We start from the raw sequence: 26,866 nt of genomic DNA, 5'->3' as shown, positions 1-26,866 counted from the left end.
TTTTAACGGATTATACCTCCCACGAATAAGGGTTGCGTGTTCTTAAAGAACGAGCGCAACCCCCACTACAAAGAAACACGCTTTATCGGATCATGATCAGTCTTCGATCGTGATTCCCATGCTGCGAGCAGTACCTTCAACCATTGCCATCGCTGCTTCAACTGATGCCGCGTTCAAGTCCTGCATTTTTGACTCTGCAATTTCGCGAACTTTATCGCGTTTTACAGTAGCAACCTTCTTTTTATTCGGCTCACCTGAACCTTTTTGAAGATTAGCTGCAACCTTCAGCAATACTGCTGCCGGTGGAGTTTTTGTAATGAATGTGAATGAACGGTCTTCGAATACGGAAATCTCAACAGGAATGATTAGACCTGCTTGATCTGCTGTACGCGCATTGAATTCTTTACAGAATCCCATGATGTTCACACCCGCTTGACCTAGCGCCGGTCCAACTGGTGGAGCCGGGTTCGCTTTTCCAGCAGGAATTTGTAACTTAACAACTTTGATGATTTTTTTAGCCACGAGACACACCTCCTTAAGTCCGTGATGTGGTAATTGGGTTGCCCCTCCCACTCAATATGTGCCTGCCGGCTTACGCCGGTAGAATTGGTTAATCCGCCCAAACTACTTTATTTATAGTCTGACCTTTGAAATGATACCACTATTATGCACTGTATGCAAGTGGAAATCATTTATAATTTTTCGACCTGATTGAAGTCGAGCTCCATATTCGTTTCCCGACCGAACATATCGACCGATACTTTCACTTTGCCTTTATCTTGATCAATCTCTTCCACTTTCCCTTGGAAGTGTGCAAACGGTCCTTCAAGCACTTGGACCATTTCACCAATTTCATAGTCCACTTCCGCTTTTCCTTCTTTGACGCCCATCTGTTTCAGGATGAACTCTACTTCTTCCGGAAGTAACGGCGTCGGCTTCGCTCCCCCGCCTGAAGAACCAATGAAACCTGTTACGCCAGGCGTATTTCTGACGACATACCAAGAATCATCTGTCATGATGATTTCTACAAGAACATATCCAGGAAACGTTTTTTTCATCACTGTACGTTTTTTACCGTCTTTGAAATCCGTCTCCTCTTCTTCCGGAATGACGACGCGGAAAATTTTATCCTGCATTCCCATCGTTTCTACACGTTTTTCCAGATTGGCCTTCACCTTATTTTCATAACCGGAGTACGTATGAACGACATACCAATTTTTTTCCATTTCCATATGCACAAGGACTGTACGTCCGTCCCTCCTTCTTTTCGCACACCTTAAATAGCGGTGATTCACCAAAACTTCTCCGCTCTATATTGTACGAGATTGTATCATTTCTTAGCTATCCAGAAAAGCTGGACAATTGAAAAAACCCGTTCTTGCTGTCAGACGGGATATTTTTCAAAGGGTTATTCACAAACCGCTTTGTAGCGGCCTGCTGAGTAACCTATATCGTTTACAGATTCGTTTTATAATGCAAGATACCATTCCATCAAACGTGAAATGCCAAGATCGACAATCCCGAAGTAGATCGCCATGAAGACGACTGTAGAAAGAACAACAATCGTGTAGCGCGTCAATTCTTTCCGTTTCGGCCAGCTGACTTTCCGCATTTCCGAGACAACATTTTTAAAAAAAGCGCTTAACTTGCCCATTATACCGTAACCCTCCGACTGTAAATATGATGCTGCTTTCAGACAGTTCGTTGTATCTCAAGCTGTCTGTTTGTGTATCGTATGTGCATTGCACCGGCTACAAAACTTTTTGAGCGACAACCGTTCCGTCGAATGATTGCTACGAGCCGGCACGGAATAATTTCGCGTCCCGCAACTATCACAACTTAAAATTATTTTCTTAGACATTTTCTCACCCTAAACGACTGCATACTTTTCGTTTCCGAACTCTGATGTAGTCTTACTTCTAGAATCCAAGTCGTACGGATTCAGTCACTGTCCACAGACTTTTCGACATCTTCTCATAGTCTTGCTAAAGAGTAACACCTAACCTGCATGCTGTCAATACAATGGAAATGGTCGGTCAACGAACGGAGCCGACTTCCATATAGCGTTCCAATTTCCGCTTAATCCTTTGCAATGCATTATCCACCGATTTCACCTGTCTGTTCAACTCATCCGAAATCTCCTGATAAGATTGACCGTCCAAGTAAAGCGCAAGCACTTGTTTCTCTAAACCGCTTAATACTTTGTTGATCTCTTCTTCCATCTGACCGAAATTTTCCTTATGGATAATGAAATCTTCCGGATCATCCAGCAGGGGTCCCGCTATGACATCAAGCAATGTCCGATCGGAGTCTTCGTCGAAAACAGGCTTGTCCAAAGATACCGATGTGTTGAGCGGAATATGTTTTTGTCTTGTTGCAGTTTTGATAGCCGTAATAATTTGACGCGTGATACACAGTTCGGCGAATGCTTTAAATGAGCTTAAACGATCTTCTTTGAAGTCCCGGATCGCCTTGTACAATCCGATCATTCCCTCTTGGACAATATCTTCCCGATCGCCTCCGATCAGAAAGTATGAGCGCGCTTTCACTCTCACAAAAGATTGATATTTTGTAATCAAAAAATCGAGCGCATCTGCGTTCCCCTCTTGTATGATGGTGATGATTTCCGCATCGGATAATCCAGTGAAATCCGATATTCCGCCTTCAACGTATGTCTTTTCCACCAAATGGATCACCCCGGTTCTTCAAACGATGATAGTCTAAGTATACTGTATGGAAAAATTTTGCGTCAACCGTTCACTTCATTCCCCGTCGCCACTTTTCGAATTTTTCCGCAACTTCATCACTTAAAGGTATCTTTGAAAATGGCCGTTGCTCTTGAATCTCCTTGACCTTTATGGAGATAAGTTTATCAATCTCATTCATTTCAATTTCAAGTTCCCGAGCAGACTTCCGGAGGGCTCCTTGGGCAAAAATAACCCATTGCTCTGTCAAATCCGATGTCGCCACATGGAGTTGCACCCGTCGCCCTCCTAGCTCTGCGACAAGTTTTTCAATCCGTTCATCCGCTGTTTCGTTTTCCCTTGTAAATACGACCTCGACGTTATGACGCTGCTTCTTTTTTTCGATGCCAGGTACGAGATGCGCGTCAAACACAATGATGACGCGCCATCCTGTATGTGCCTTGTACTCTGCCATCCGTTCGATGAGCCGATCGCGCGCGTCTGCAAGTCGCTCCGTTTTCATCCGGCGCAATTCCTCCCATGCCCCGATCACGTTATAGCCGTCTACAAGGAGTACATCCGCTTTCACCTTTCAGACGCATGCGGTTGACGCTTGCGCAGTACTTCGTACATCAGAAGGGAGGCTGCGACAGAGGCATTCAACGATGTCACATGTCCGACCATCGGCAAGTGGTACAAGAAGTCGCATCTCTCCTTCAGGATCCGTGACATTCCTCTCCCTTCACTTCCGATGATGATCGCAAGCGGAAGTGTCGCATCCATCAAGCGATAATCCACCGATTTCGCCGCATCCGTTCCTGCAACCCAGACACCCCGCTTTTTCAATTCATCCACCGTCTGTGAAAGATTATTGACCCGAACGACCGGAATATGTTCAATGGCTCCTGTCGATGCTTTCGCCACGATTCCCGTCAAGCCGACAGACCTGCGCTTCGGAATGATGATGCCATGCACCCCTGACGCATCTGCCGTCCGTAAAATGGAGCCTAAATTATGAGGATCCTCCAACTCATCGAGGATGATAAAAAACGGATCTTCCCCACGCGCCTTTGCCACGCTGAACAAATCTTCCAGTTCTGCATACGAATAGGCAGCAACCGATGCGACGATCCCTTGATGATTGATCGCCAACATCCCATCCAGTTTTTGTTTCGGAACCGCTTGAACGACAATTCCACCTTCTTTTGCGAGCGATAGGATTTCCCCGATGCTTTTTTTATTCAACCCTTCGGCGATCCAAATCTTATTCAACTCTCTGCCGGAGCGCAACGCTTCAACGACAGGATTTTTCCCGCCGATCAATTCCGCTTCATGTTCTGTCATTTCGTTTCCTCCTCTCCTGGCCTCTCAATCCATGCCAATGATTCTGCAATAAATTGCCCCAAGCGTTCCGTCTTCCCCAACAAGTATAAATAACCGACGACCGCTTCAAACCCTGAACTGTAGTTATAGGTAACAACATCTGTATTTTTAGGAACCGAACCGGATTTGGCATTGCGACCCCGTCTTAAGACTGCCTCTTCCTCTTCTGTCAAAAAGCCTATTTGTTGCATATGTTTCACAATGGCTGCCTGCGATTTCGCCGACACATAGTTTGTCGCCTGTTTGTGCAAGACATTCGGCTTCACGCGTCCCGAACGAAGGAGATGCTCGCGTACCGCTTGCTCGTATACAGCATCCCCCATATAAGCCAACGCCAATGCATTTAATTGTTTCACATCTATATCGCGCAAGTTATAAATGCCCATCATCCTCTTTTCCAGCGTGTTCCTTGCGCCGTATCTTCCAGCAGGATTCCCTGTTCTTTCAATTCGTCACGAATTTCATCCGCACGTTTGAAATCACGGTTACGTCGGGCTTCAAGGCGCTCTTCGATTAAAGCTTCGATCGTTTCGTCCAATAACTCGGTTTCTTCGGCAAGCGACAAGCCTAACACCGCCATCAACTCATCGAATGTTTGCGTGAAATGCGAAAGCACTTCCGGCTGTGTGTTCTTCTCCAATAGATAGACGTTTGCCAGTTTGGCAAGTTCGAAAATCGCAGCAATCGCATTGGCCGTATTGAAATCGTCGTCCATCGCCTCTTCAAAGGACTGTCTCAACTCATCCACTTTATGGATCCAGACATCTTTTTGGTCACCGAGGTCGGCCGTGATGCCGAGACGATGCTTTAAGTTGTTGTAAGCCGTACGAATCCGCTCCAGCCCGTTCGCGGCACTTTCGACAAGGTCTTGCGAGAAATTGACCGGATGTCTATAATGCACGGATAACATGAAGAAACGTAGAACTTTCGGATCGATCTGTTTTCTGATTTCGTTGACCAGAACAAAATTCCCGAGCGATTTCGACATTTTTTCGTTGTCGATATTGATGTAGCCATTATGCATCCAATAGTTCGCAAATGGCTTGCCGGTCATTGCTTCAGATTGCGCAATTTCGTTTTCATGGTGCGGGAACGTCAGATCTTGACCGCCTGCGTGAATATCGATCGTATCCCCGAGATGCTCCCTTGCCATGACCGAACATTCGATATGCCAGCCCGGACGACCTGCTCCCCATGGACTATCCCATGCAATCTCGCCTTCTTTCGCCGCTTTCCACAACACAAAGTCGAGTGCATTTTCCTTCTTATCTCCCGGCTCGATACGGGCACCGACTTTCAGTTCGTCAATCGACTGGTGGGACAATTTCCCGTATCCATCGAAATTCCGTGTCCGGTAGTAGACATCGCCTTGCGATTCGTACGCAAAGCCTTTATCGACCAGCACTTGGACAAACTCCACAATATCTTTAATATGATCAGTCACACGCGGATGGACATCCGCCTTCCCGCAGCCAAGTGCGCCGACGTCTTCGAAATAGGCGTTGATGAACCGGTCCGTCAGCTCACCGACTTCTTCTCCAAGCTCATTGGCCGCTTTGATAATTTTATCGTCTACGTCCGTAAAATTAGATACGTAGGTGACGTCATATCCACGATACTCCAAATAGCGCCGTACCGTGTCAAAGGCAATAACAGGCCGAGCATTTCCAATATGGATGTAATTGTATACGGTTGGACCGCAAACATACATCTTCACTTTTCCTTCCTCTATCGGAATAAACGGTTCTTTCTTTCGCGTCAGTGTATTATAAATTTGAATCGTCATACTCTGTTCCCTTCCTTTACCTCGGATTTCTCCATTTCAGTAACCTGTTCTTTCAGCCTATCCAATTCATTTTCAAGCCATTTGCATTTATCAGCGATCGGATCCGGAAGGTCTTGGTGATCAAGTTTATCTTTCACACGTACTCCATTCGAAATAACGACCGTTCCAGGAATCCCGACAACCGTCGAATCGTTCGGTACATCTTTTAGGACGACCGATCCCGCTCCGACTTTACTGTTTTCACCAATTGTAATGGAGCCAAGCACCTTCGCTCCCGAGGCAATGAGCACATTATTTCCGAGCGTCGGATGCCGCTTCCCTTTTTCTTTACCCGTTCCACCCAGTGTCACGCCTTGGTAAATCGTCACATCATCACCAATTTCACATGTTTCGCCGATGACGACCCCCATCCCATGGTCAATGAAAAAACGTCTTCCTATTTTCGCTCCGGGATGAATTTCAATACCGGTAAAAAAGCGGCTGACCTGCGAAACGGACCGCGCCAAAAATCGGAGATTCTTCTTATAGAGCGCGTGTGCGATACGGTGAGACCATAACGCGTGTAATCCGGAATACGTCAAAACCACTTCAAATACGCTGCGCGCTGCCGGGTCCTGTTCAAATATACATTGAATATCCTCTTTCATCCTGCGAAACAACATGTTCTCCTCCTTTTCTCCAATAAAAAATGCGCCCCTGCCAAAAATGACAGAGACGCATTGAATACGTGGTTCCACTCCGCTTGGAAGGCACTAAGTTCCCCTTCCCGCTTGACGCCCATAACGCTGGCGATGCGTCCGGCCTACTAACTGTTCGGCACGGCACTCAAAGGTGCATTTCTACATGGCAGTGGCTCGGATCACTTGCAGCCGGTGATGATCCTCTCTGAAGAGCGTACAATGTATACTTCTCCTTCTCAACGCTTTTATGATTTTGGAAATCCATTCCAATTATTAATCATGTGATCATTATTAATCATATATTTTACATGCTACTGCAGGAAAGTCAATGATCTTAATCAATCACGCCTCGGCGTGATTGCGTCCAGATTTTGAATTGAGCAAAGCTCAATTCAAAATCTGTGACATCCGCGGGCCTACAGGATGTAGGTCATGCAACCGTTGCCGCAGGACGCGGCGAGCTTAGGTTGCCTTCCATTCTTCATTCAGCGTCTGCTGAATAAAGATGATCTTATTGAGCGTATTTTGCAACACGGGCAATTGCTTTCTCTTTACCGATCAAAGCAATCGCATCCGGTAGTTCAGGTCCATGCATCTGGCCCGTTGTTACGACCCGGATCGGCATGAATAAGTTTTTCCCTTTATGGCCCGTTTCTTTTTGAACAGCCTTGATCGCGGCTTTGATTGATGCGGCATCGAATGTTTCGAGCGCTTCCAATTGTCCTTTGAAGGAAGCCATCACTTCCGGCACTTGCTCTCCGCCTAATACTGCTTGGGATGCTTCATCATATTCAATTTCCTCTTTGAAGAACTGGGCGGATAATTCAACAATTTCCGCACCGAAGCTTAACTGTTCATGATAAAGAGCGACCAGATCACGCACCCACGCAGCTTCAGTTTCTGTCATCTCTTTGTTGACGAGACCAGCGTCTTGCAGATGCGGCAACGCAAGGGCAACCACTTCATCCAAGCTTAGCTTTTTCACATATTGGTTATTCATCCATGTCAGTTTTTGTTTGTCGAACATGGAAGGTGATTTCGACAGACGGCTTTCGTCAAACAGTCGAATCAGTTCTTCATGCGTGAAGATTTCCTCTTCCCCGCCTGGAGACCAACCAAGAAGTGCAAAGAAATTGAACATCGCTTCCGGCAAATACCCCAAATTTTTGTATTGGGAGATGAACTGGATGATGGACTCATCCCGTTTGGATAGCTTTTTCCGCTCTTCGTTGACGATCAATGTCATATGCCCATATCTCGGATATTCCCATCCGAAAGCATCAAAAATCATCAATTGTTTCGGCGTATTTGTAATATGTTCCTCCCCACGGAAAACATGGGAGATTTTCATATAGTGATCATCGAAAACAACCGCAAAGTTGTACGTCGGAACGCCGTTCGCTTTCACAAGCACCCAATCGCCGATATCCTTCGATTCGAATGTGACCGTGCCACGTACGAGGTCTTCGATTTTGTAAGTGACGTTTTCAGGGACGCGAATGCGGATTGTATAAGAAAGGCCTGCCGCTTCCTTCTCCGCCACTTCTTCCGCGCTCAGATGACGGCAAGTGCCATTGTACATCGGTGCAGCGATTCCCGACGCTTTCTGTTTTTCACGCTCCGCTTCCAACTCTTCCGTCGTACAGAAACATTTGTATGCACGGCCGTTCTCCAGCATTTCTTGTGCGTGTTTCGTATATAGATCCAGCCGTTCCATTTGGCGATAAGGACCGTATGGACCACCGATATCGACCGACTCGTCATACTCGATACCGAGCCATTTCAAATTTTCAAGTTGAGAAAGTTCCCCTCCCTCAATATTCCGTTCTGTATCGGTATCCTCGATTCGCACGATAAATTTCCCGCCATGATGGCGTGCGAACAAGTAATTGAAGAGAGCTGTTCTCGCCCCGCCGATATGTAAATGGCCCGTCGGACTTGGAGCATAGCGTACGCGTACTTCTGTTGTCATTGTCATACATCTCCGTTCTATCAAGTTATTCAAGGCTACAGGAAGAATCCGGCTACTGCTCCATTCTATCTTGAAATCGATATGGTTCAATAATTGCCAGCTAACCCGATTGCCGAATGAAATTCATAATGGAGTCATTTTACCACTGACCTTGCTTGATTGAAAGACCTCATGCTTTTACGAGCAAAATCGTCGCCAATGCCGCGATGCCTTCCTCACGGCCGGTGAAGCCCAGTTTTTCAGTCGTTGTCGCCTTGACATTCACTTGTGTGACATCAGCTTTCAGCAATTCTGCAATGCGTTGACGAATCGTCTCGATATACGGTGCCATTTTCGGTCTTTGCGCAATGATCGTACAATCGATATTACCCAGCTTGTATCCTCTCTCTTCCACAAGTGCCCAAATCTTTTCCAATAGCACTGCCGAATCGGCGTCTTTGAACGCCGCATCCGTATCCGGGAAATGCCGACCGATATCCCCTTCTCCAATGGCGCCCAGCGCCGCATCTGTCACTGTATGCAACAGCACATCCGCATCGGAATGGCCCGTCAGCCCTCTATCATGCGGTATCGTAATGCCCCCGATGATCAGCGGACGCCCTTCCTCGAACTTATGTACATCATAGCCTTGTCCTACCCGAATCATAAACGTATCCTCCTACCGTTTCCTTGTCAGTAAAATCTCTCCGAAAACGAGATCTTCTTGCGTTGTCATCTTGACATTATCATACGTGCTTTGCACCATCCGTACGGGATGGCCGAGCCGTTCAACAAGCATCGACTCATCCGTACCGAGAAAACCATCCGCAACCGCCTTGTCAGAAGCCTCTCGCAACAATTCGTAGCGGAACGCTTGCGGTGTTTGGACAATCCACAACTTCTCCCGATCCACCGTTTCCTCAACGATACCGCCAGGCGCATACTTCATCGTATCTTTCGCTTGCACACCTGCAATCGCCGCCCCGTAAGTATCCGCTGTGCCGACCAATTCAGCGATGACATTGCGGCGGATGAACGGCCGGGCCGCATCATGGACGAGGACGATGCCTTCACCCTCGTATGCCCGAATACATGCGGCAACGCTATTTTGTCGCTCGCCACCGCCCTCTACCATCGCTGTCACTTTCGTAATCGAAAACTCGGAAAGCATCTCCTGGATCGATGGCCGCTCTTCCGCCTTTACCGCCAGGATGATGCCTTCACATGCCGGATCATCTTCAAATACTTGCAATGTATGGATCAGTATCGGTCGATCAACCAACTTCAAAAAAAGTTTATTATAACCCGCACCCATCCGCTGTCCGCTTCCGGCTGCCGGTATCATGACTGTGTACTTCATGATGGTTTTTCCTCTTCTTTCTATACTGATGAGCTTAATTTGCTCGTGCAGTTTTTCCGTTTTTCGGCTTCGCAAAAATCATTCGCCCTGCGGATGTTTGTAACACACTTGTCACCACAACGTCAATCGCATTTCCAATATGGAACTTCCCATCTTCCACGACAATCATCGTTCCATCATCCAAATAAGCGATCCCCTGATTATGCTCTTTTCCGTCCTTAATAACAACGACATGCATTTCTTCTCCTGGAATGACAACCGGTTTCACCGCATTCGCGAGGTCATTAATATTCAAAACGGAGACGCCATGCAAATCTGCGACTTTGTTCAAATTAAAATCATTAGTGACGACGAGACCGCCCATGCTTTTCGCGAGCCGGACCAATTTCAAATCGACTTCCGCCACATCATTGAAATCTTCGTCCGTAATCATAACATTGGGGCCATCATCATTTTGCATACGCTTCAGTACATCCAATCCACGTCTCCCTTTCGTCCGTTTGAGCGTATCCGAAGAATCGGCAATATGCTGCAATTCCGTCAAAACGAACTGCGGTACGACCAGTACCCCTTCCAGAAAACCGGTTGCCGTAATATCTGCAATCCGGCCATCAATAATGACACTCGTATCCAGTATTTTATACAGTTTACCACTCGCCGGAGAAGCCAGCTCTTCTACTTCTTTCTTTTTTTGTCCCGTATTTCTCATCGTCAATAGCGCATTGATAAACTCTTCCCGCTTTTTAAATCCGACTTGAAAACCAAGGTAGCCGAGAAGGATAGAGAGGAGAATCGGAAGCACAGAAAGCACGGAAGTAATAATCGGTATCTGAATACCACTCAATCCATAGTTGACAAGAAAGGCAACAAGCAAGCCGACAATCAGACCTATCGTCCCGAATAACAAGTCAAATATGGGGGCTTTCAGCAAACGTTCTTCTATCCATTTAATAAAATTCACAATCGGTTCAGTGAGGAAAAGGCTGAGTAGAAAAAAGATTAGCGCTCCAAGTACAGCGGACACATATGGGTTATCGATCAACGGGGTTGAAGTAAAAGTAAATAATGCGAATAAATACGGTAAAAATAAGACCCCCAGTGTCCCGCCGATAAGCAGAAATGAAGCTTGCACCACCCTTTTCAACATAAGAACCACCTCCTTTTCAATAATTATACATGTATCTTCTTCAAATCGCTTTGATCAGCGTTTGGATAAGCGTTGGAATGAAGAAAAATCATGAATACCTTAATTAAGACTCCATAAAATCATCAAAAGTTCCTGATCCAATCGCGATTCCATTTGAACCATAGCAACAGGATCGCAAGGATAGCAAGCCTGTTGCTATGGTTCTGTTTAATTTTTGAAAGCAATTTTCAAGGCGTCTCCGATTGTCTCCACACCAATCACTTGAATGCCCGCTGGATAATCCCAACCTCCCAGATTGGAAGCCGGAATGATCGCTCGCTCGAAACCTAACTTCGCCGCTTCCGTCACCCGCTGCTCGATCCGGGAAACACGGCGCACCTCTCCCGTCAATCCCACCTCACCGATAAAACAATCGACGATTCCCGCCGCTGCGTCCTTGTAGCTGGACACAATGCTCATCAAGACAGCGAGATCGATTGCAGGTTCGTCTAATTTCACACCACCCGCCACTTTGATATACGCATCTTGCGCTTGCAATAGCATACCCATCCTTTTTTCCAAAACAGCCATCAATAACGACACTCTGTTTTGGTCAAGGCCCGTTGCCATCCGTTTCGGATAGTTGAAGCTCGATGGAGTGACAAGCGCTTGAATTTCCACGAGGATGGGCCGCGTCCCTTCCATTGAGGCGACAACGGTGGAACCTGCCCCTCCTTGGGAACGTTCCCGTAAAAATAATTCGGAAGGATTTAGCACTTCTTTCAATCCGGATTGCAGCATTTCAAAAATAGCGATTTCATTCGTCGAGCCGAATCGGTTTTTCACACTCCGTAAAATCCGGTATGTATGATGCCGTTCCCCTTCAAAATATAGCACTGTATCCACCATATGCTCCAGTAAGCGCGGTCCTGCAATTTGTCCGTCTTTCGTCACGTGACCGACTAGGAAAATCGCGATGCTCTGCGTCTTGGCGATGCGCATCAGTTCAGCTGTACACTCCCGTACTTGCGACACGCTCCCCGGCGCCGAAGTCACTTCCGGGTGATGAACCGTTTGGATGGAGTCAACGATGACAAACTGCGGTTTGACTTCAGTGATGGTGTCATGGATTTGCCCCAAATCCGTTTCCGCATAAATATAAAGTTCGTTCGATGCAACGCCAAGTCGTTCCGCACGTAGTTTCGTCTGTCGGATCGATTCTTCCCCTGAAATGTAGAGCACCCGCTGCCCTTTGTTCGCCAGGAGGGAAGAGACTTGCAGGAGAAGGGTCGACTTCCCGATTCCAGGATCGCCTCCTATGAGCACGAGCGATCCGGGCACAATGCCACCCCCGAGCACCCTGTTCAGTTCAGCCAAGTCCGTGCCGATCCGGGGCTCTTCCACCGTTTCAATCGAACTGATCGGCATCGCCTTCTGCCGGATATTTTCCGAGTGTTGGAATGCGCCACGAGGGCCTTTTTGGACGATTTCCACTTCTTCTTCCATCGTGTTCCATTCTCCACACCCTGGACATCTTCCCATCCATTTCGGCGATTCATAACCGCATGATTTACACATGAATTTCGTCTTTTTCTTTGCCATAAAAGCCTCCATAGAAGAAAAGGACAGCCCTTCGCCCCGAATGACTGATGGCGGAAGGACTATCCTGTTTACCTTTTATTTTTCAGCCGCGACTTCTTCTCTTTTTTCTTGGCTGCTTGTTTTAACGACGAACTCCCCGTTTTCCACATCGACAATGACGCTGCCGCCTGTCAGGACTGTGCCTTTCAATAACTCTTCGGACAGTCTGTCTTCGACGTGTTTTTGGAGCGCGCGGCGCAATGGTCTTGCCCCGTATTCCGGATCGTATCCTTCGTCCGCAATTTTCAATTTCGCTTCGTCGGTTAACGTAAGCTCGATGTCTTGTTCACGCAGACGTTTCGTCAACTCATTGGACATGAGTGAGACGATTTCACGTAAATGATCTTTCTCGAGTGAATGGAAGACGATCATTTCGTCGACGCGGTTCAAGAACTCCGGTCGGAATGCTTTCTTCAATTCTTCCAGCATCGTCGATTTCATGCCTTCGTAGTCCCGATCCGTATCTTGCAAGTTGAAACCGACATAACGGTTTTTCTTCAATGCCGACGCCCCGACGTTTGATGTCATAATGACGACCGTATTGCGGAAATCGACGGTACGTCCTTTGGAATCCGTCAAGCGTCCATCTTCCAATACTTGCAGGAGGATATTGAAAACATCTGGATGTGCTTTTTCAATTTCATCGAGCAGGACAACGGAATAAGGTTTCCGGCGTACTTTTTCCGTCAATTGTCCACCTTCGTCATACCCGACGTAACCTGGAGGGGATCCAACCAGTCTCGAAGTCGAGTGCTTCTCCATATACTCGGACATGTCAACGCGAATCATCGCATCTTCGTCCCCGAACATGACTTCCGCAAGCGCCCGCGCAAGCTCCGTTTTCCCCACTCCTGTAGGCCCTAAGAAAATGAAGGAACCAATCGGGCGTTTCGGGTCTTTCAAGCCGGCACGTGCTCGGCGTATTGCCCGGGAAATAGCCATGACCGCTTCGCCTTGGCCAATGACGCGTTCATGCAACATTTCTTCCATATTGAGCAATTTTGCCGTTTCCGTTTCCGCTATTTTGGCAACCGGTATTCCCGTCCACATCGCGACGACTTCCGCGATATCATTGACGGTCACTTCAGACTCCGTTTGCCCTTGTTTTTCTTTCCAAGCCGTTTTAGTCGTTTCAAGCTCTTCTTTCATCTTCTGTTCCTTGTCTCGGAAAGAAGCCGCTTTTTCGAATTCCTGACTTTGGACAGCAGCATTTTTCTCCGAACGGATCGCTTCCAACTTCTGCTCCAGCTCTTTCAGATTCGGCGGTGTCGTGTAAGAGCGAAGACGGACTTTTGATCCAGCTTCGTCAATCAAGTCGATCGCCTTATCCGGAAGGAAGCGGTCCGAAATATAACGATCGGACATTTTCGCTGCCGCTTCGATCGCTTCATCTGTGATTTTCACACGGTGATGGGCTTCATAGCGATCGCGAAGGCCGTGGATGATCTGCACGGTTTCTTCAACAGTTGGTTCATCGACTTGAATCGGTTGGAAACGGCGTTCAAGTGCCGCGTCTTTTTCAATATATTTACGATATTCATCAAGCGTTGTGGCACCGATACATTGCAGCTCGCCACGCGCGAGTGATGGCTTGAGGATATTCGAAGCATCGATTGCCCCTTCAGCACCTCCCGCACCGATGAGCGTATGCAACTCATCAATGAACAGAATGATATTGCCCGCTTGGCGAATTTCTTCCATCACTTTTTTCATACGGTCTTCAAACTCACCGCGGTATTTCGTACCCGCGACAACCGTTCCCATATCGAGTGTCATGACCCGCTTATCACGAAGGATTTCCGGCACTTCGTTATTGACGACTTGCTGGGCAAGCCCTTCAGCGATAGCTGTTTTCCCAACGCCAGGCTCCCCGATAAGAACCGGATTGTTTTTCGTCCGACGCGCCAATACCTCGATTACGCGGGTGATTTCCTTGCTTCGTCCGATCACCGGATCCAGTGAACCTTCACGGGCCACTTCCGTCAAATCCCGGGCCAGACTATCCAATGTCGGTGTAGCCGCCGAATTGGCAGCGCCTTGACTGCCCCCCGAGCTATCATTGCTTCCAAGCAATTGCAGCACTTGTTGACGCGCTTTGTTGAGGCTGACGCCTGCGTTATTCAGGACGCGGGCCGCGACCCCTTCGCCTTCACGAATGAGTGCAAGTAAAATATGTTCTGTTCCAATATAGGAGTGACCTAGCTTTCTCGATTCATCCACCGATAATTCAATGACCTTTTTAGCCCGTGGTGTGTAGTGTACAATGGGACCGACATCTTTTGTTCCAGAACCGACTAGTTTTTCTACACCTTGCTCGATTGTTTCGAAGCTGACGTCTATTGCTTCAAGCGCTTTTGCTGCAATGCCGCCCCCTTCGCGTATAAGGCCCAGTAGAATATGTTCAGTGCCGATGGATTCGTGTTTCATCCGGATTGCTTCTTCCTGAGCGAGTTGCAACACTTTTTGTGCACGTTGTGTAAATCGATTGAACATCATATATCAGTCCTCTCCTTCTGTCTATATATATAAAAACCATTCCCCTAAAAGACTTCTATTACACCAATAAAGAAAAAATCTATCTTTCTTCTTAGCGTATTCGACTGAACAGACAAGAAATCCTTTATTCTACAAAATGACTTTAACTTTATTTGTAGGGGAATGAAGTGCAAACGTAAAAAATGGGATCACTCTTCCGTTTCTTGCTCTTGTGATGCGGGTGTTTTTTCGATGGCAAGCCTTTCGCGGAATAGTTTTGCTCTGAAGACGTCCCGTTCCTCCTGCCCAAGCTCCGTTCCTGCGTACTGTTGTAAAAAGCCGGGCTGCATAAAAATCATCAGCTCATTCAAAATGGACATATCGACATTTTGAATGATGCCTAAGTCGATGCCGAGCCGGACATCCGATAAGCATCTTGCGGCTTCTCCCGATGGCAGCAGACGGGCAAAGCTGATCGTACCGAGCGATCGGAATAACCTATTTTCAAGCGATAGGCGCGACTTGGCAAGTAGCAGCTCCCTCGATTTCCTTTCATGGGCGATCAGGCGGGAAGTGATATTCCCCAAGTCCTCTAAAATTTCTTGCTCCGTTTTACCGAGCGTCATTTGATTGGAGATTTGATAGACATTGCCAGGTGCCTCGCTTCCTTCTCCATAACTTCCACGGACAATCATCCCAAGTCTTGAAATGGCCGGAATGATGCGGTCAATTTGCTTCGTGATGGTCAACGCCGGCAAATGCATCATGACGGATGCCCGCATTCCTGTCCCTGTATTCGATGGACAACTTGTCAAGTACCCGAAGTCCTCATCAAATGCATAGGGAAGTTCCTTTTCTAAATAATCGTCTACGGAATCTGCCTGTCGATAGGCGGCCTCCAACTGAAGCCCCGGACGAATGCATTGTATCCGAATATGATCCTCCTCATTCACCATGACACTGATTGTCTCATCTTCCGACAAAATAACAGCTCCATGCCGGTCGGGATCCGCAAGTTGCGGGCTTATCAGATGCTTTTCGACAAGGATTTGGCGTTCCAGTAAAGGCAGATCGGCCATCTTTGTATAGGCATATTTGCTTTCATCAGCGTCGAGCAATACAGCTGCAACTTGGCGGTCAACTTCCATCGCTTGCTCTTCAGTGAACGCGATCGGGAAGCGGTACCCCGTCAAGTTGCGGGCGAGCCGAATGCGGGTCGACATGACGATGTCCGAATGCTCGCCATAAGCTTCCATCCAACCGGTCACTGCACCTTGCATGAATTTTTCAATCGACATCGCCCACTTCTCCTCCTTGCTCAAGCTGCAGCTTCAATGAATTCGCTTCATCGCGCAATGCCGCCGCCTCTTCAAATCGTTCGGCTTCTACAGCCTCTTTCATCTTGGAACGAATTTCCTCGATTCTCTTTTTCACTGCATATATTTCGTTGAACGACACGGGAATTTTCCCTCTATGCTTCGAATGGCCATTATGTAGTTTGCCAAAGACATACGGCAATCTTCCCCGAAATGTGTCATAACACTTGGCGCAACCAAACTTCCCGATGTCGAGAAATTTCGGGAATGTCAATCCGCATGAAGGGCATTCGGGCCCGGCGGACTGTTCTTCTCGCGTTTGTTGCTGCGCTTGGAAAGGATCGGCACCGCCGAACCAATGAGCTAGAAACTGTTGGATGGACAAAGGCTCCTGATTCGGGTTGAATTGGAACGTTTGGGTTTGAAAAGCACATTTCTCGCAAAATTGGCGTTCCACCGAACCGGCTACACTTTCCTGCGTAATAATCACGGAAGCTGGACGTTCTTTACAATTTTCACATAACATCGGACGGCACCTCATATCGTTTAGATTGGCAATCAGTCCAGTTGCTCATAGATTAGCGTTAGGAGCATCGCCTGTAAAATGCGTGCACGGATTAAATCGCGTTCCGGAAGCGGCTGATGGATTGTCGTTCGATCGACGGCAGCGAGAATGAGTTTGGACTCTCGCTCAGATATGACTTCCTCTTCCAATAACCGATAGACGATATCTTCAGCCATCGTATAAGAAGCTCCATTTTGGAGTCCTTTCAAGATATGCTCGATCAATTCCTTCTTTGAATTGGCTTGGACACGGAAAATCCGGATATAACCACCCCCGCCGCGTTTCGATTCGACGGCATAGCCACGCTCTTCCGTGAATCTTGTTTTAATGACGTAATTGATCTGAGAGGGAACACATTGGAACTTCTCTGCAACTTCACTTCGTTTGATCTCAATTATCCCGTTCTGTTCCTCTTCGATGATTGCCTTTAAATACCCTTCAATAATGTCAGAAATGTTTCGCATTTTTTCACCTCTTTCATCTCGGGTGATCCTCCGTTGACTTTGACTAACTTTGACTTAATTGTACAGGACAATCGCTTCTTTTCGCAATTGATATGCACGAAGTCCCAACAGTATCGACAAGATAAGATCGCCTTTAGACATGAAGATGAAGAATACCAGTTACTGTCACAATTTCAAACAGACAAATTGTGACAGTAACTGGCAAAAAACACGAACATTATTCTACGGTGCTATTTTTCATTTCTTTTACCGGCAAGAACAATTCTCCCGTTTCCAAATAAGTGATGGACAGCTTATCGCCTTCCTGAATATAGATGGCGAGCGGCGCAACTTCGGTTGACACAATGTAGTTCCGCCCATCCTCTGCCAAGAACGAAACGAGTGTAAAATCACCAACTCGTTCTTTAAATACACGGACGACTGTCACAGCGGCTTTCGCCTCTTCCGCATCTGATCGACCGTCTACCGTACTCCCACCACGCTGCAGTGCTGTCTTATACAGTTTCAACGCTTCGTTAGGCGTGTTTGCATATACGGAAATCTCCGGATTGGCTGCGGAAACAATGAAATAGTTTTGCAGGAAACCGTTCGAATCGAGCACCGGTGTCAACCAGCTCGCTTCTCCATAGAAATTGTACAGGACTGGCATTTCACCAAACCATTTCTTTTCGATGAATTTCTTTTCAATGATTTGCAAGGTCCCTTGCGAATCCATATACGATTCTTCCAAATTCCCCGTATAATAGGTCGCTTCACCCGTTCGGCCATCCGTCAACGCATAGCCGAGCATCGAATCGACACCTTCTTTCGGGCTAGTAAAATCAGTGAAATAGTACATATGCCCGTTCTCGTCAAATACAGGACTGACATTCGCTTCCGTTCCTTCATCCGATGGAAGCTTCACATCTTTTTTCCCGAAGAGGGAATTCCAGAAACCATGGACATACTTTCCAAAATAGCTATTTTGGAGACTGACCGCCTCCGGTGCGACCGCTCCATCAATAAATGCGGGTACCTCCGACAACGGATATCGTTCCAAATCACCGGTTGCCGGGTCGACAACGACAATCCCTTTGACATCGAAACCGTTACGCGCGGAGATGAATTCCCCGTAGGAGCGGATATAATAAGGCTTCCCTTCGTCATCGATTTCCAGCTGGGTATCCCCATAAAAGATCAAGTTCGGCATCGCCATCCGCAAATGCCGCTCCACTTTTTTCTGGAAGTACGAAGAAGGCGTGTACGCCATTTCCGCTTTGATGAATTTCGGATTATCCGCCGAGTCGGTCGCACTCATTGTGAAGTAACCTGGCGTCGTCTTGCCGTTCCACCATTTGAACAGACCGGAAAACTCGACAGGTGCAATATAGACGAATTCATCGTTCACTTTCTGGATCTGCAAATTCCCGAGTTCATAATAACTTGTATTCGGCACTTGCCCGAACGCTTTCTTCATCTTATTGCGCGCAAATTGCGGCGGAACACTTGCAGGCGTCTTCGTTTCATCGAATGCTTGGATTTCCACTTGCTGATCCATTTCCACCGCTTTATATTTTTTATCCGCATTGAAGAATGGCGCACTTAACAGATAAGCTCCAAAACCGAGCGCAACCAGAAAGAGGACGACCTTCCATTTGCGATCTTTGCTTCCCGCCAAAATGGCCCCTAACAAAGTTACGACGAGCAGTATGAACCATAAGGACGTCCAATTCCGGTCCAAATTGGTCACATAATACAAACCGAACACGATAATTGCAAACAGGATAGCCGTTCCTGCCAGCGCGGTCCATCGATTCGAACGGACCGGCACTTTCTCCCCCTGATGGCGTGTTGAATATGGGACAATTATCAGGCTGGAAATGATGCCTGTTATGATTGAAAAAAGAAGTAGTTGAATCATTTGAAACACCCTTTTCTGTGAAGAAGATTTTTTTCACACTTTTTTATACGTATGAAAAACGGTATCGTTTCATTCTTCACGAAAAAAAGGTCAAAAAGACAGGACTTTCACAGAACAAAAGCGCAGGGCGTCTGGCGCCCGGAGTCTAGACGGGAACTAACCCCATTCCTATTTATCCACAGTGCGAGATTTTATAATTTCCTAGACAACCAAAAAGGACAGCCCTGGTATGAGCTGTCCTTCAAATCAAACTGTAACAGGTTCTCTGGTCAACGGTTCTAGATCCACTTCAAATCCTAGGTCTTCCAGCATCTGTCGGTCGCGGTCGCTTTCTTGACCGGCAGTCGTCAAGTAATCTCCGATGAAAATGGAGTTTGCCGGATAGAGGCCAAACGGTTGGAGACTGCGCAAATTCACTTCACGTCCACCCGAAATCCGAATCTCTTTCGTCGGATTGATGAATCTGAACAAACTGAGTACTTTCAAGCAATAACGCGGTGTCAATTCGTCCGTCCCCTCAAGCGGTGTCCCATCCACCGCATGTAAAAAGTTTACCGGAATCGAATCTGCATCCATCGCATGCAAACTTCTCGCCATCGATACAACGTCCGCTTTCGTTTCACGCATCCCGACAATGACGCCCGAGCATGGCGAGATGCCCGATTGCTTCACTAGATCGACGGTATTCACACGATCGTCGTACGTATGCGATGTCGTAATGCTTTCATGATGTGCGGCTGATGTATTGATATTATGATTATAACGATCGACGCCAGCTTCTTTCAGTCGTTTGGCTTGTTCAGGTTTCAATAAGCCGAGACATGCACAAACCGTCATATGCTCATGCTTTGCTTTAATTTCTTTCACAGAATCGATGACGATGTCAAGCTCCCGATTCACCGGCCCGCGTCCGCTCGCGACGATGCAGTAAGTTCCTGCATTCAATTCCGCTGCTCTTGCGGCGCCCGCAACGATTTCTTCTTGTTTCATCATGGAGTATTTTTCAATAGGTGCCTTTGATATGATCGATTGCGCACAATAGCCGCAGTTTTCAGGACATAAGCCCGATTTGGTATTCATGATCATATTCAGTTTTACTTTATTTCCATAATAATGTTTCCGGACTGTATACGCCGCGTGAAGAAGCGGCAGTAAATCTTCATCAGGGCTGTCCAAAATCGCGAATGCCTCATCGTCTGTCAAAGAATGTCCTTCAAGTACACGTTCTGCTAAAATCGCATAGTTCGTCATGTCAACCTCTCCTCACTTTCAATACTTTGTACATGCGATGACCGAACATCCCGGCCAATATGGAAAGAAGAATATCTTTCGGCAATGGCGGAATCATCCACAGCCATGCCACTTTGTACGTAAAAGCGTCAGGAGCGGCTGCCCAAAACTTGTAAGCGAAATACATCCAGTTTGTCCCTAAGATATAATTCACGATCATTCCAACGAGCGCAGCAATGATATAACCATTTAAACTGCCATATTTCTCAACCATTTTCCCTACCAAATAAGCTACCAAAATGTACGAAACAAGAAATCCAAATGTCGGATACAGTATATAACCGATACCTCCGCCAAACTTAGAGAATACAGGCGCCCCCACAAGCCCGATGAATAAATAGACCGTCATGGCCATCGCACCTAACCGGCTCCCAAGGAGAAGCCCCGCGAGAATCGCAAAAAATGTCTGCAAGGTGATCGGCACTCCACCGACGACCAAAAACGGCACGAATGCGGTAATATTGGCACCGATCATCATCAGAGCCGCAAACATTCCGCTATAGACGATGGTTAATGGACTGATTCTCCCCTTTTCTTTCACTGTAACTGTTGTCATCATACACCCCACCCAATATGTGTTATCTCTAATAGAATAAAAGATAACCTATATTGTGTCAACATTATATTTTTAATCGTTAACATATTCTTTATGAAAGTGATTTGGATCGGAATAGGATTGTACAAAAAAAAGACCGATAACACACATGGTTACCGATCTCTTCTCACTATTGCTTGTCCTCGTCTTTCGGAAATAGAAAATAGGCGATGACGCCACTGACTACCATCGCGCCAAGCGTAATCCAAATACGTGACATAGGTGGGACGTCTTGGTGATTCTTGTTCAACATCATAATACTAGCCGTTCCGACGATCAAAATGATGGGAATGATATATTTAAATGCTCTCAACCGATTCACCTACTATTTATTGTTCGTTTACTGCTATCTTAGCATATCTCCCATCATTGTTGAACATTCGGCAAATAGAGACCTTTTTCGCGCTTTCTCCATCAAAAAGGTGACTGTCAAGTTGCTGACAGCCACCCTTCACTGTTGGTTATTCATTTTGTTCTAAGGCTTATCTCCAACGGCGACGGCCGAAGCCTGGACCGAAGCCCGGTCCGAAGCCTGGACCTCCAAATCCTGGACCAAAGCCTGGGCCGCCAAATCCCGGACCACCCATACCTGGACCGCCCATACCCGGGCCAAATCCTGGACGCGCCTGAAGGGTTTCTCCCGGTACGTTCTGAGTCGTTTCGGTGTAAAAATGACGTGGAAATTGGACTGTGTTGATCCGATTCACGTTGACAATCGGGTGGATAAAAGGAACTTCCTGTGGCACAAACTCGTTATGGAAACGATATTGTGTCGGACACACGACCGGTTGCACTTGATTTCTGTGACAACCTCCCTGATGCCAGTTACCATGTTGCATCATAATTCTCACCTCCCTTCTACTATTACATGTTAGAAGTCGAGGGACAAACGGGCGAGCGACTATATTGGATGAAATGGTTTTGGCAAAGGGCACTGCTTCCTAGCGCAGGATTCAGTTTGCCGACAAATCCTCTGACAAGATTATGAAAAGAACAAAAGCGCAGGGCGCCTGCTTAGACGCGACAGGCATAAGACGAGCCTGCGAAGCGGTGCTCTTTACCGCACAGCAGGATTGGCTTATGACCCGAGCGGCTGGCGCCCGGAGCCTAGACGTGAACTCACTAGGTTATCACTTATCCACAGTAGGAGATTTTATAATTTCCTAATCAATGAAAAAAGGGCCCCTTATTAGGAGACCCTTACTTCAAATCTGCAGTACCTTGAGATTTCACTATTGATAATACTTTGGTAGTTGACTTTCGTCATAGCCTTCAAATTCTTTACGCACAGGTTTGGCCTCGACTTCATCAAGATCCTCGTAAACCGGGCTACCTTCTCCGATCATTTTCAAGATTGCCATGAAATCTTTGTTCTGTCTTAGCTCCATCTCAGCAGGATCAATCGGTAAATATTCCATTTACATCATCTCTCCTTTACCTAATCAATTTCGCACCGGCAAACAAATCATACATGTTACAATCTAGCTTACTTCCATTATACCAAATATTCTGTCATAAGTAAAGTTCCGTGTTATAATGAGCTTCCAAAGGTTATACTCATGAGTAAAGATGTCAGGAGGTTATCACTTGAAACGGATTGTCCTATTCGACGGTGACTGTAATTTTTGTGATTCCAGTGTGCAATTTATTATTAAACGTGATCCCGTTGCTCATTTCCTTTTCACTTCTTTACAAAGCGAAAAAGGAAGGGAACTCTCTAAACAATATGCCATTCCCGATGATGTTGACAGCCTTGTCCTGATCGAAAACGGCAAAGCTTATACAAAATCCTCTGCTGCCCTCCGCATCGCCAAAAAATTGGATGGCATGTGGCATCTGTTATTCTTATTAATACTCGTCCCGCGTTCAATACGTGACGGCGTTTATGACTATGTTGCCAAAAATCGTTATCGCTGGTTCGGCAAAAAGGAAGAGGCTTGCATGTTGCCGCCTCCCGATATCCGAAAAAGGTTCATCTAAAAAGGGACGTGCTCATCTCTGACAATGAGCGCGCCCCTTTTTGAAATTTAGATTTGTAGTTCCCGATTTTCCTCCGCGGTAAATGCGCGTGATCTGGTCAAAAAGCGTTTACCTTCGACACCTTCCAATGAAAACATACCGCCCCGCCCTTCCACGACATCGATGATCAACTGTGTATGCTTCCAGTACTCGAACTGGTTCTGATGCATATAGAACGGCGTCTCTCCGATATATCCTAGCAGGACATCCTGATCCCCGATGATCAGTTCTCCGTCCGGGTAGCACATCGGTGACGAGCCGTCACAGCAGCCGCCCGATTGGTGGAACATGAGCGGACCGTGCTTCTTTTGCAAAAGGGCAATGAGTTCAAGTGCAGCATCGGTTGCGATAACGCGTTCAATCATCCACACTCTCTCCCTTCTATTCGATCAAAAGAAGCCTTGTTTGTTTTCGTTGTAGCTGACGAGCATGTTTTTCGTCTGCTGATAATGGCTGAGCATCATCAAGTGATTTTCACGGCCGACACCGGACGCTTTGTAACCACCGAATGCAGCGTGCGCCGGATAGACGTGGTAGCAATTTGTCCAAACGCGCCCCGCCTTGATTTCACGGCCGAAGCGATAAGCTGTATTGATATCGCGCGTCCAAACGGCAGAACCGAGACCGTATAATGTATCATTCGCGATTTCAAGTGCTTCCTCTTTCGTTTTAAACGTTGTTACGGAAACAACCGGACCGAAAATCTCTTCTTGGAAAATACGCATTTTGTTATCGCCTTTGAAAACGGTCGGTTTCACATAGTAACCGTCTGCCAACTCGCCGTCCAGTTTATTCTGCTCGCCGCCAATCAGGCATTCCGCACCTTCCTGTTTCCCGATATCCAAATAAGAAAGGATCTTCTCCAATTGCTCTGTAGAAGCCTGTGCCCCCATCATCACTGTCGGATCGAGCGGATTACCGGTTTTAATCGCTTTGACGCGCTCCAGCGCACGCTCCATGAATTTATCGTAAATCGATTCTTGGATCAGTGCACGGGATGGGCATGTACAGACTTCCCCTTGGTTCAAGGCGAACATGACAAAGCCTTCGACCGCCTTATCCAAAAATGCGTCGTCTGCTTCCATAACATCTTCAAAGAAGATATTCGGTGATTTACCGCCCAGCTCAAGCGTGACCGGAATGGCCGTTTGTGATGCGTATTGCATGATAAGACGACCTGTTGTCGTTTCACCTGTAAAGGCGATTTTCCCGATACGCGGACTCGATGCAAGCGGCTTCCCGGCTTCCAGACCAAAACCGTTAACGACATTGACAACGCCTGCCGGCAGCAAGTCCTCAATTAACTCGATCAGCACCATAATGGATGCCGGTGTCTGTTCAGCCGGTTTCAATACGACACAGTTTCCAGCAGCAAGTGCCGGTGCCAATTTCCACACAGCCATTAAGATCGGGAAGTTCCAAGGGATAATCTGCCCGACAACCCCGATCGGCTCATGGAAATGATACGCAACCGTATCATTATCGATTTGGCTGACGCCGCCTTCCTGTGCACGGATAGCACTTGCAAAATAACGGAAATGATCAATTGCAAGCGGTAAATCCGCGTTCAACGTTTCACGGACCGGTTTCCCGTTCTCCCACGTTTCCGCAACTGCCAGCATTTCAAGATTCTGCTCAATGCGATCTGCAATTTTCAATAAAATATTTGAACGTTCCGTAACAGACGTCTTCCCCCAAGCATCCTTTGCAGCATGTGCCGCATCTAGCGCAAGTTCGATATCTTCTGCTGTCGAACGTGCCACTTTCGTGAAGACCTTTCCTGTTACTGGAGTCGGATTATCAAAGTATTGACCTTTAACCGGCGCTGTCCATTTCCCGCCGATGTAATTGTCGTAGCGTTCCTTAAAATTCACTTTTGCCCCTTTTGTGTTTGGAAATGCATAAACCTGATTCTCTACTGCTTGAACCATCTTTCATTCCTCCCTGTTTGTGAATAAGTTTTTTGCAAACACCGCTACTATACGTCGCAAACTTCCGCTGTATGCGCAACAATCAACAAAAAGATAAGTGATGACGCTTACATCCCTACTAAGAAGCTTGTCCCCTCATTCTGTCAGACTAGAATTAATAATTCAACTATTAACCACTGAGAATCTTTCGACAGCGATTCGACATTAATAGAATGATAGACCATTAACCAATTGTTCATGTCCCCGTAATAATTTGTTCATATTTTTCCATTAGGATAAAGGTACAGAAATCGAACGGGAGGAATGAATGATGGAAAAAGAAAAAGATGTAGAAATAGTTCAAGAGACCACAGTGGAAGTTGTAAAACCTCGCAAGAACAAAAGTCATGCTGGCAAACGGTTTTTATCAACAATCGGAGCAGGTGTCATCGGTTCGATGCTCACATTGGGGGTGGTGGCCAACACCGATCTATTACAAGCAAACTCTGAAGGAACGGCACCTGTCACTTCGAATGCCACGCCTTATAATGTCCAGCAAACAACGGTGAAAAATCCAACATCACTGGCGGACATGGTCGAGCAAGCATCCAGCGCGATTGTCGGCATTGTCAATTACCAAACGCCGGGCAACCGTTTCGCCCAAAATGCGGAAGCGATCCAAAGAGGATCCGGTTCGGGTGTCATCTATAAGATTGATGGCGACAAAGCATATATCGTGACAAACAATCACGTCATCGAGGGCGCGGAAAAGCTTGAGATTTCACTGGAAAGCGGTGAGAAAACGACCGCGGACCTTGTTGGCAAGGACGCATTGAGTGATTTGGCGGTCTTGACCATCGATGCGAAATACGCTGAAACCGTGCTTGAATTCGGCGACTCCGATACACTTCGTGCCGGGGATGAAGTGGTGGCAATCGGCAATCCGCTCGGCCTCGACTTTTCCGGTACGGTTACGCAAGGAATCGTCAGTGCCGTCAATCGTTCCATTAACGTCAATACGTCCGCTGGCGAATGGGAGATGAACGTCATCCAAACCGATGCCGCCATCAACCCCGGAAACAGCGGCGGTGCCTTGTTGAATGCGGCTGGACAAGTTATCGGCATCAACAGCTTAAAAATTTCCGAGAGCGGTGTGGAAGGACTCGGCTTCGCCATTCCGAGCAATGAAGTAATGCCGCTCATCAAAGAAATGGAAACGCACGGAAAAATTGATCGTCCATACATCGGCATCGGCCTGATGGATCTGGAGCAAGTGCCGAATATGCACTTGCAAAACCTTCCTTTAGAAGTGAAAGGCGGCGTGATGGTTGCCAATGTCGATCCACAATCCGCTGCAGCTAAAGCAGGACTGCAATCGGAAGATGTCATCACAGGCATCAATGGAACAGCTATTAATAACTCTGCAGAACTACGTAAATTCTTGTACACCGAACTGAAAATCGGCGATACAGCCACCTTCGACATTTATCGCGGCGCAGACAAGAAAACCATTGACGTCAAATTGACAAACAACGCCTCTGTTACGGAATAATTCCTCAGCCTGATTGAAAACGCTTGTCAGCCTAGGCGCGAAGACGAGTGAAGACGCGAATCGAACTAAAGTTCATGAGCGGACGAGCGAGACGAGCAACAACGGATGCGAGCGTTTGTCAACAGGCTGAAGGCCTCTTCTTACTCCAAGGAGAGGCCTTTCACATTCC

Annotated in this window: 29 protein-coding genes and 1 other annotated feature; of the genes, 2 read left to right on the top strand and 27 right to left on the bottom strand. The window is 47.0% G+C overall.

Annotated elements, in window-relative coordinates; all coding sequences use genetic code 11:
- Window positions 1–96: 96 nt before the first annotated feature.
- The 25 genes from rplK to MHZ95_RS08515 form a co-directional block, all read right to left on the bottom strand.
- Window positions 97–522 carry a 50S ribosomal protein L11 gene (gene rplK, locus MHZ95_RS08635; protein ID WP_239390213.1) on the bottom strand — a complete coding sequence of 142 codons (426 nt, stop codon included), beginning with the start codon at window positions 520–522 and terminating at the stop codon, window positions 97–99.
- Between the two features lie 170 nt (window positions 523–692).
- Window positions 693–1,226 (bottom strand): transcription termination/antitermination protein NusG, encoded by a 534-nt coding sequence (gene nusG / locus MHZ95_RS08630; RefSeq protein WP_239390289.1) that lies wholly within the window; start codon window positions 1,224–1,226, stop codon window positions 693–695.
- A gap of 242 nt (window positions 1,227–1,468) precedes the next feature.
- Window positions 1,469–1,654 carry a preprotein translocase subunit SecE gene (secE, locus tag MHZ95_RS08625; RefSeq protein ID WP_239390212.1) on the bottom strand — a complete coding sequence of 62 codons (186 nt, stop codon included), beginning with the start codon at window positions 1,652–1,654 and terminating at the stop codon, window positions 1,469–1,471.
- A gap of 57 nt (window positions 1,655–1,711) precedes the next feature.
- Window positions 1,712–1,861 (bottom strand): 50S ribosomal protein L33, encoded by a 150-nt coding sequence (rpmG, locus tag MHZ95_RS08620; RefSeq protein ID WP_239390211.1) that lies wholly within the window; start codon window positions 1,859–1,861, stop codon window positions 1,712–1,714.
- A 175-nt stretch (window positions 1,862–2,036) separates the two neighbouring features.
- The gene (sigH, locus tag MHZ95_RS08615; protein WP_239390210.1) at window positions 2,037–2,684 is read right to left on the bottom strand and encodes an RNA polymerase sporulation sigma factor SigH; all 648 of its coding nucleotides are present in this window, start codon (window positions 2,682–2,684) and stop codon (window positions 2,037–2,039) included.
- 73 nt (window positions 2,685–2,757) lie between these two features.
- Complete coding sequence (locus MHZ95_RS08610) at window positions 2,758–3,273, bottom strand: NYN domain-containing protein (RefSeq protein ID WP_370642961.1); 516 nt, start codon at window positions 3,271–3,273, stop codon at window positions 2,758–2,760.
- The gene (rlmB, locus tag MHZ95_RS08605) at window positions 3,270–4,028 is read right to left on the bottom strand and encodes a 23S rRNA (guanosine(2251)-2'-O)-methyltransferase RlmB (RefSeq protein ID WP_239390209.1); all 759 of its coding nucleotides are present in this window, start codon (window positions 4,026–4,028) and stop codon (window positions 3,270–3,272) included. Before rlmB ends, MHZ95_RS08610 begins: the two co-directional genes overlap by 4 nt.
- Complete coding sequence (locus MHZ95_RS08600; RefSeq protein ID WP_370642959.1) at window positions 4,025–4,453, bottom strand: Mini-ribonuclease 3; 429 nt, start codon at window positions 4,451–4,453, stop codon at window positions 4,025–4,027. Before MHZ95_RS08600 ends, rlmB begins: the two co-directional genes overlap by 4 nt.
- Entirely contained in the window at window positions 4,453–5,853 is a 1,401-nt protein-coding gene (cysS, locus tag MHZ95_RS08595; protein ID WP_239390207.1) for a cysteine--tRNA ligase, read from the bottom strand. The genes MHZ95_RS08600 and cysS overlap by 1 nt, the downstream gene beginning before the upstream one ends.
- On the bottom strand, window positions 5,850–6,512 hold the full coding sequence (gene cysE / locus MHZ95_RS08590) for a serine O-acetyltransferase (RefSeq protein WP_239390206.1): 663 nt from the start codon (window positions 6,510–6,512) through the stop codon (window positions 5,850–5,852). Before cysE ends, cysS begins: the two co-directional genes overlap by 4 nt.
- A 48-nt stretch (window positions 6,513–6,560) precedes the next feature.
- Window positions 6,561–6,782, bottom strand: a binding site (T-box leader).
- Window positions 6,783–7,044: 262 nt separating this feature from the next.
- On the bottom strand, window positions 7,045–8,505 hold the full coding sequence (gene gltX, locus MHZ95_RS08585) for a glutamate--tRNA ligase (protein WP_239390205.1): 1,461 nt from the start codon (window positions 8,503–8,505) through the stop codon (window positions 7,045–7,047).
- 169 nt (window positions 8,506–8,674) lie between these two features.
- Window positions 8,675–9,151, bottom strand: coding sequence for a 2-C-methyl-D-erythritol 2,4-cyclodiphosphate synthase (gene ispF / locus MHZ95_RS08580; RefSeq protein WP_239390204.1), 477 nt, complete (start codon window positions 9,149–9,151; stop codon window positions 8,675–8,677).
- Between the two features lie 12 nt (window positions 9,152–9,163).
- Complete coding sequence (gene ispD, locus MHZ95_RS08575; RefSeq protein WP_239390203.1) at window positions 9,164–9,844, bottom strand: 2-C-methyl-D-erythritol 4-phosphate cytidylyltransferase; 681 nt, start codon at window positions 9,842–9,844, stop codon at window positions 9,164–9,166.
- A 34-nt stretch (window positions 9,845–9,878) separates the two neighbouring features.
- Entirely contained in the window at window positions 9,879–10,991 is a 1,113-nt protein-coding gene (locus tag MHZ95_RS08570) for a PIN/TRAM domain-containing protein (RefSeq protein WP_239390202.1), read from the bottom strand.
- Between the two features lie 207 nt (window positions 10,992–11,198).
- Window positions 11,199–12,572, bottom strand: a complete 1,374-nt coding sequence (gene radA / locus MHZ95_RS08565) for a DNA repair protein RadA (protein WP_239390201.1) — start codon at window positions 12,570–12,572, stop codon at window positions 11,199–11,201.
- 75 nt (window positions 12,573–12,647) lie between these two features.
- On the bottom strand, window positions 12,648–15,107 hold the full coding sequence (gene clpC, locus MHZ95_RS08560; RefSeq protein WP_239390200.1) for an ATP-dependent protease ATP-binding subunit ClpC: 2,460 nt from the start codon (window positions 15,105–15,107) through the stop codon (window positions 12,648–12,650).
- 188 nt (window positions 15,108–15,295) lie between these two features.
- Entirely contained in the window at window positions 15,296–16,384 is a 1,089-nt protein-coding gene (gene mcsB, locus MHZ95_RS08555) for a protein-arginine kinase McsB (protein ID WP_239390199.1), read from the bottom strand.
- Window positions 16,374–16,928 carry a UvrB/UvrC motif-containing protein gene (locus tag MHZ95_RS08550; protein ID WP_239390198.1) on the bottom strand — a complete coding sequence of 185 codons (555 nt, stop codon included), beginning with the start codon at window positions 16,926–16,928 and terminating at the stop codon, window positions 16,374–16,376. Before MHZ95_RS08550 ends, mcsB begins: the two co-directional genes overlap by 11 nt.
- Before the next feature lie 32 nt (window positions 16,929–16,960).
- On the bottom strand, window positions 16,961–17,431 hold the full coding sequence (locus MHZ95_RS08545) for a CtsR family transcriptional regulator (protein ID WP_239390197.1): 471 nt from the start codon (window positions 17,429–17,431) through the stop codon (window positions 16,961–16,963).
- 217 nt (window positions 17,432–17,648) lie between these two features.
- A complete protein-coding gene (locus MHZ95_RS08540; RefSeq protein WP_239390196.1) occupies window positions 17,649–19,331 on the bottom strand; it encodes a hypothetical protein in 1,683 nt (560 codons plus the stop codon).
- A gap of 246 nt (window positions 19,332–19,577) precedes the next feature.
- Window positions 19,578–20,582 (bottom strand): biotin synthase BioB, encoded by a 1,005-nt coding sequence (bioB, locus tag MHZ95_RS08535; RefSeq protein WP_239390195.1) that lies wholly within the window; start codon window positions 20,580–20,582, stop codon window positions 19,578–19,580.
- A 1-nt stretch (window position 20,583) separates the two neighbouring features.
- On the bottom strand, window positions 20,584–21,177 hold the full coding sequence (locus MHZ95_RS08530) for a biotin transporter BioY (protein ID WP_239390194.1): 594 nt from the start codon (window positions 21,175–21,177) through the stop codon (window positions 20,584–20,586).
- A gap of 169 nt (window positions 21,178–21,346) precedes the next feature.
- On the bottom strand, window positions 21,347–21,529 hold the full coding sequence (locus tag MHZ95_RS08525; RefSeq protein ID WP_239390193.1) for a histidine kinase: 183 nt from the start codon (window positions 21,527–21,529) through the stop codon (window positions 21,347–21,349).
- A 169-nt stretch (window positions 21,530–21,698) separates the two neighbouring features.
- Window positions 21,699–22,058: a hypothetical protein gene (locus tag MHZ95_RS08520; RefSeq protein ID WP_239390192.1), complete on the bottom strand. Its 360-nt coding sequence runs from the start codon at window positions 22,056–22,058 to the stop codon at window positions 21,699–21,701.
- Window positions 22,059–22,448: 390 nt separating this feature from the next.
- Window positions 22,449–22,634, bottom strand: a complete 186-nt coding sequence (locus MHZ95_RS08515) for a hypothetical protein (RefSeq protein WP_239390191.1) — start codon at window positions 22,632–22,634, stop codon at window positions 22,449–22,451.
- 169 nt (window positions 22,635–22,803) lie between these two features.
- Between MHZ95_RS08515 and MHZ95_RS08510 the strand changes: the two genes are divergently transcribed.
- Entirely contained in the window at window positions 22,804–23,196 is a 393-nt protein-coding gene (locus MHZ95_RS08510) for a thiol-disulfide oxidoreductase DCC family protein (RefSeq protein ID WP_239390190.1), read from the top strand.
- 47 nt (window positions 23,197–23,243) lie between these two features.
- Here MHZ95_RS08510 and MHZ95_RS08505 read toward each other — a convergent pair whose 3' ends face one another.
- A complete protein-coding gene (locus MHZ95_RS08505; protein WP_239390189.1) occupies window positions 23,244–23,600 on the bottom strand; it encodes a DUF779 domain-containing protein in 357 nt (118 codons plus the stop codon).
- A gap of 24 nt (window positions 23,601–23,624) precedes the next feature.
- A complete protein-coding gene (gene adh, locus MHZ95_RS08500; protein ID WP_239390188.1) occupies window positions 23,625–25,166 on the bottom strand; it encodes an aldehyde dehydrogenase in 1,542 nt (513 codons plus the stop codon).
- Between the two features lie 310 nt (window positions 25,167–25,476).
- On the opposite strand from adh, the gene MHZ95_RS08495 reads away from it, so the two are divergent.
- Window positions 25,477–26,697, top strand: coding sequence for a S1C family serine protease (locus MHZ95_RS08495; RefSeq protein WP_239390187.1), 1,221 nt, complete (start codon window positions 25,477–25,479; stop codon window positions 26,695–26,697).
- The last annotated feature ends 169 nt before the right edge of the window (window positions 26,698–26,866 follow it).

The sequence above is a fragment of the Sporosarcina sp. ACRSM genome, from assembly GCF_022346545.1.
Lineage (GTDB): Bacteria > Bacillota > Bacilli > Bacillales_A > Planococcaceae > Sporosarcina.
The sequence above is the reverse complement of the archived record's forward strand: the minus strand, read 5'-3'. Positions and strand labels throughout refer to the sequence as shown.

What these genes read in the sequence shown, in the direction of transcription:
- MHZ95_RS08495 (WP_239390187.1), top strand. Translation starts at nt 25,477, where the DNA reads ATGGAAAAAGAAAAAGATGTAGAAATAGTTCAAGAGACCACAGTGGAA.
- rpmG (WP_239390211.1), bottom strand. Translation starts at nt 1,861, where the DNA reads ATGTCTAAGAAAATAATTTTAAGTTGTGATAGTTGCGGGACGCGAAAT.
- MHZ95_RS08570 (WP_239390202.1), bottom strand. Translation starts at nt 10,991, where the DNA reads ATGTTGAAAAGGGTGGTGCAAGCTTCATTTCTGCTTATCGGCGGGACA.
- nusG (WP_239390289.1), bottom strand. Translation starts at nt 1,226, where the DNA reads ATGGAAAAAAATTGGTATGTCGTTCATACGTACTCCGGTTATGAAAAT.
- cysS (WP_239390207.1), bottom strand. Translation starts at nt 5,853, where the DNA reads ATGACGATTCAAATTTATAATACACTGACGCGAAAGAAAGAACCGTTT.
- mcsB (WP_239390199.1), bottom strand. Translation starts at nt 16,384, where the DNA reads ATGTCGATTGAAAAATTCATGCAAGGTGCAGTGACCGGTTGGATGGAA.
- ispF (WP_239390204.1), bottom strand. Translation starts at nt 9,151, where the DNA reads ATGATTCGGGTAGGACAAGGCTATGATGTACATAAGTTCGAGGAAGGG.
- MHZ95_RS08550 (WP_239390198.1), bottom strand. Translation starts at nt 16,928, where the DNA reads ATGTTATGTGAAAATTGTAAAGAACGTCCAGCTTCCGTGATTATTACG.
- gltX (WP_239390205.1), bottom strand. Translation starts at nt 8,505, where the DNA reads ATGACAACAGAAGTACGCGTACGCTATGCTCCAAGTCCGACGGGCCAT.
- clpC (WP_239390200.1), bottom strand. Translation starts at nt 15,107, where the DNA reads ATGATGTTCAATCGATTTACACAACGTGCACAAAAAGTGTTGCAACTC.
- MHZ95_RS08600 (WP_370642959.1), bottom strand. Translation starts at nt 4,453, where the DNA reads ATGGGCATTTATAACTTGCGCGATATAGATGTGAAACAATTAAATGCA.
- MHZ95_RS08520 (WP_239390192.1), bottom strand. Translation starts at nt 22,058, where the DNA reads ATGATGCAACATGGTAACTGGCATCAGGGAGGTTGTCACAGAAATCAA.
- MHZ95_RS08545 (WP_239390197.1), bottom strand. Translation starts at nt 17,431, where the DNA reads ATGCGAAACATTTCTGACATTATTGAAGGGTATTTAAAGGCAATCATC.
- radA (WP_239390201.1), bottom strand. Translation starts at nt 12,572, where the DNA reads ATGGCAAAGAAAAAGACGAAATTCATGTGTAAATCATGCGGTTATGAA.
- secE (WP_239390212.1), bottom strand. Translation starts at nt 1,654, where the DNA reads ATGGGCAAGTTAAGCGCTTTTTTTAAAAATGTTGTCTCGGAAATGCGG.
- ispD (WP_239390203.1), bottom strand. Translation starts at nt 9,844, where the DNA reads ATGAAGTACACAGTCATGATACCGGCAGCCGGAAGCGGACAGCGGATG.
- MHZ95_RS08530 (WP_239390194.1), bottom strand. Translation starts at nt 21,177, where the DNA reads ATGACAACAGTTACAGTGAAAGAAAAGGGGAGAATCAGTCCATTAACC.
- rlmB (WP_239390209.1), bottom strand. Translation starts at nt 4,028, where the DNA reads ATGACAGAACATGAAGCGGAATTGATCGGCGGGAAAAATCCTGTCGTT.
- adh (WP_239390188.1), bottom strand. Translation starts at nt 25,166, where the DNA reads ATGGTTCAAGCAGTAGAGAATCAGGTTTATGCATTTCCAAACACAAAA.
- bioB (WP_239390195.1), bottom strand. Translation starts at nt 20,582, where the DNA reads ATGACGAACTATGCGATTTTAGCAGAACGTGTACTTGAAGGACATTCT.
- MHZ95_RS08505 (WP_239390189.1), bottom strand. Translation starts at nt 23,600, where the DNA reads ATGATTGAACGCGTTATCGCAACCGATGCTGCACTTGAACTCATTGCC.
- MHZ95_RS08540 (WP_239390196.1), bottom strand. Translation starts at nt 19,331, where the DNA reads ATGATTCAACTACTTCTTTTTTCAATCATAACAGGCATCATTTCCAGC.
- MHZ95_RS08515 (WP_239390191.1), bottom strand. Translation starts at nt 22,634, where the DNA reads ATGGAATATTTACCGATTGATCCTGCTGAGATGGAGCTAAGACAGAAC.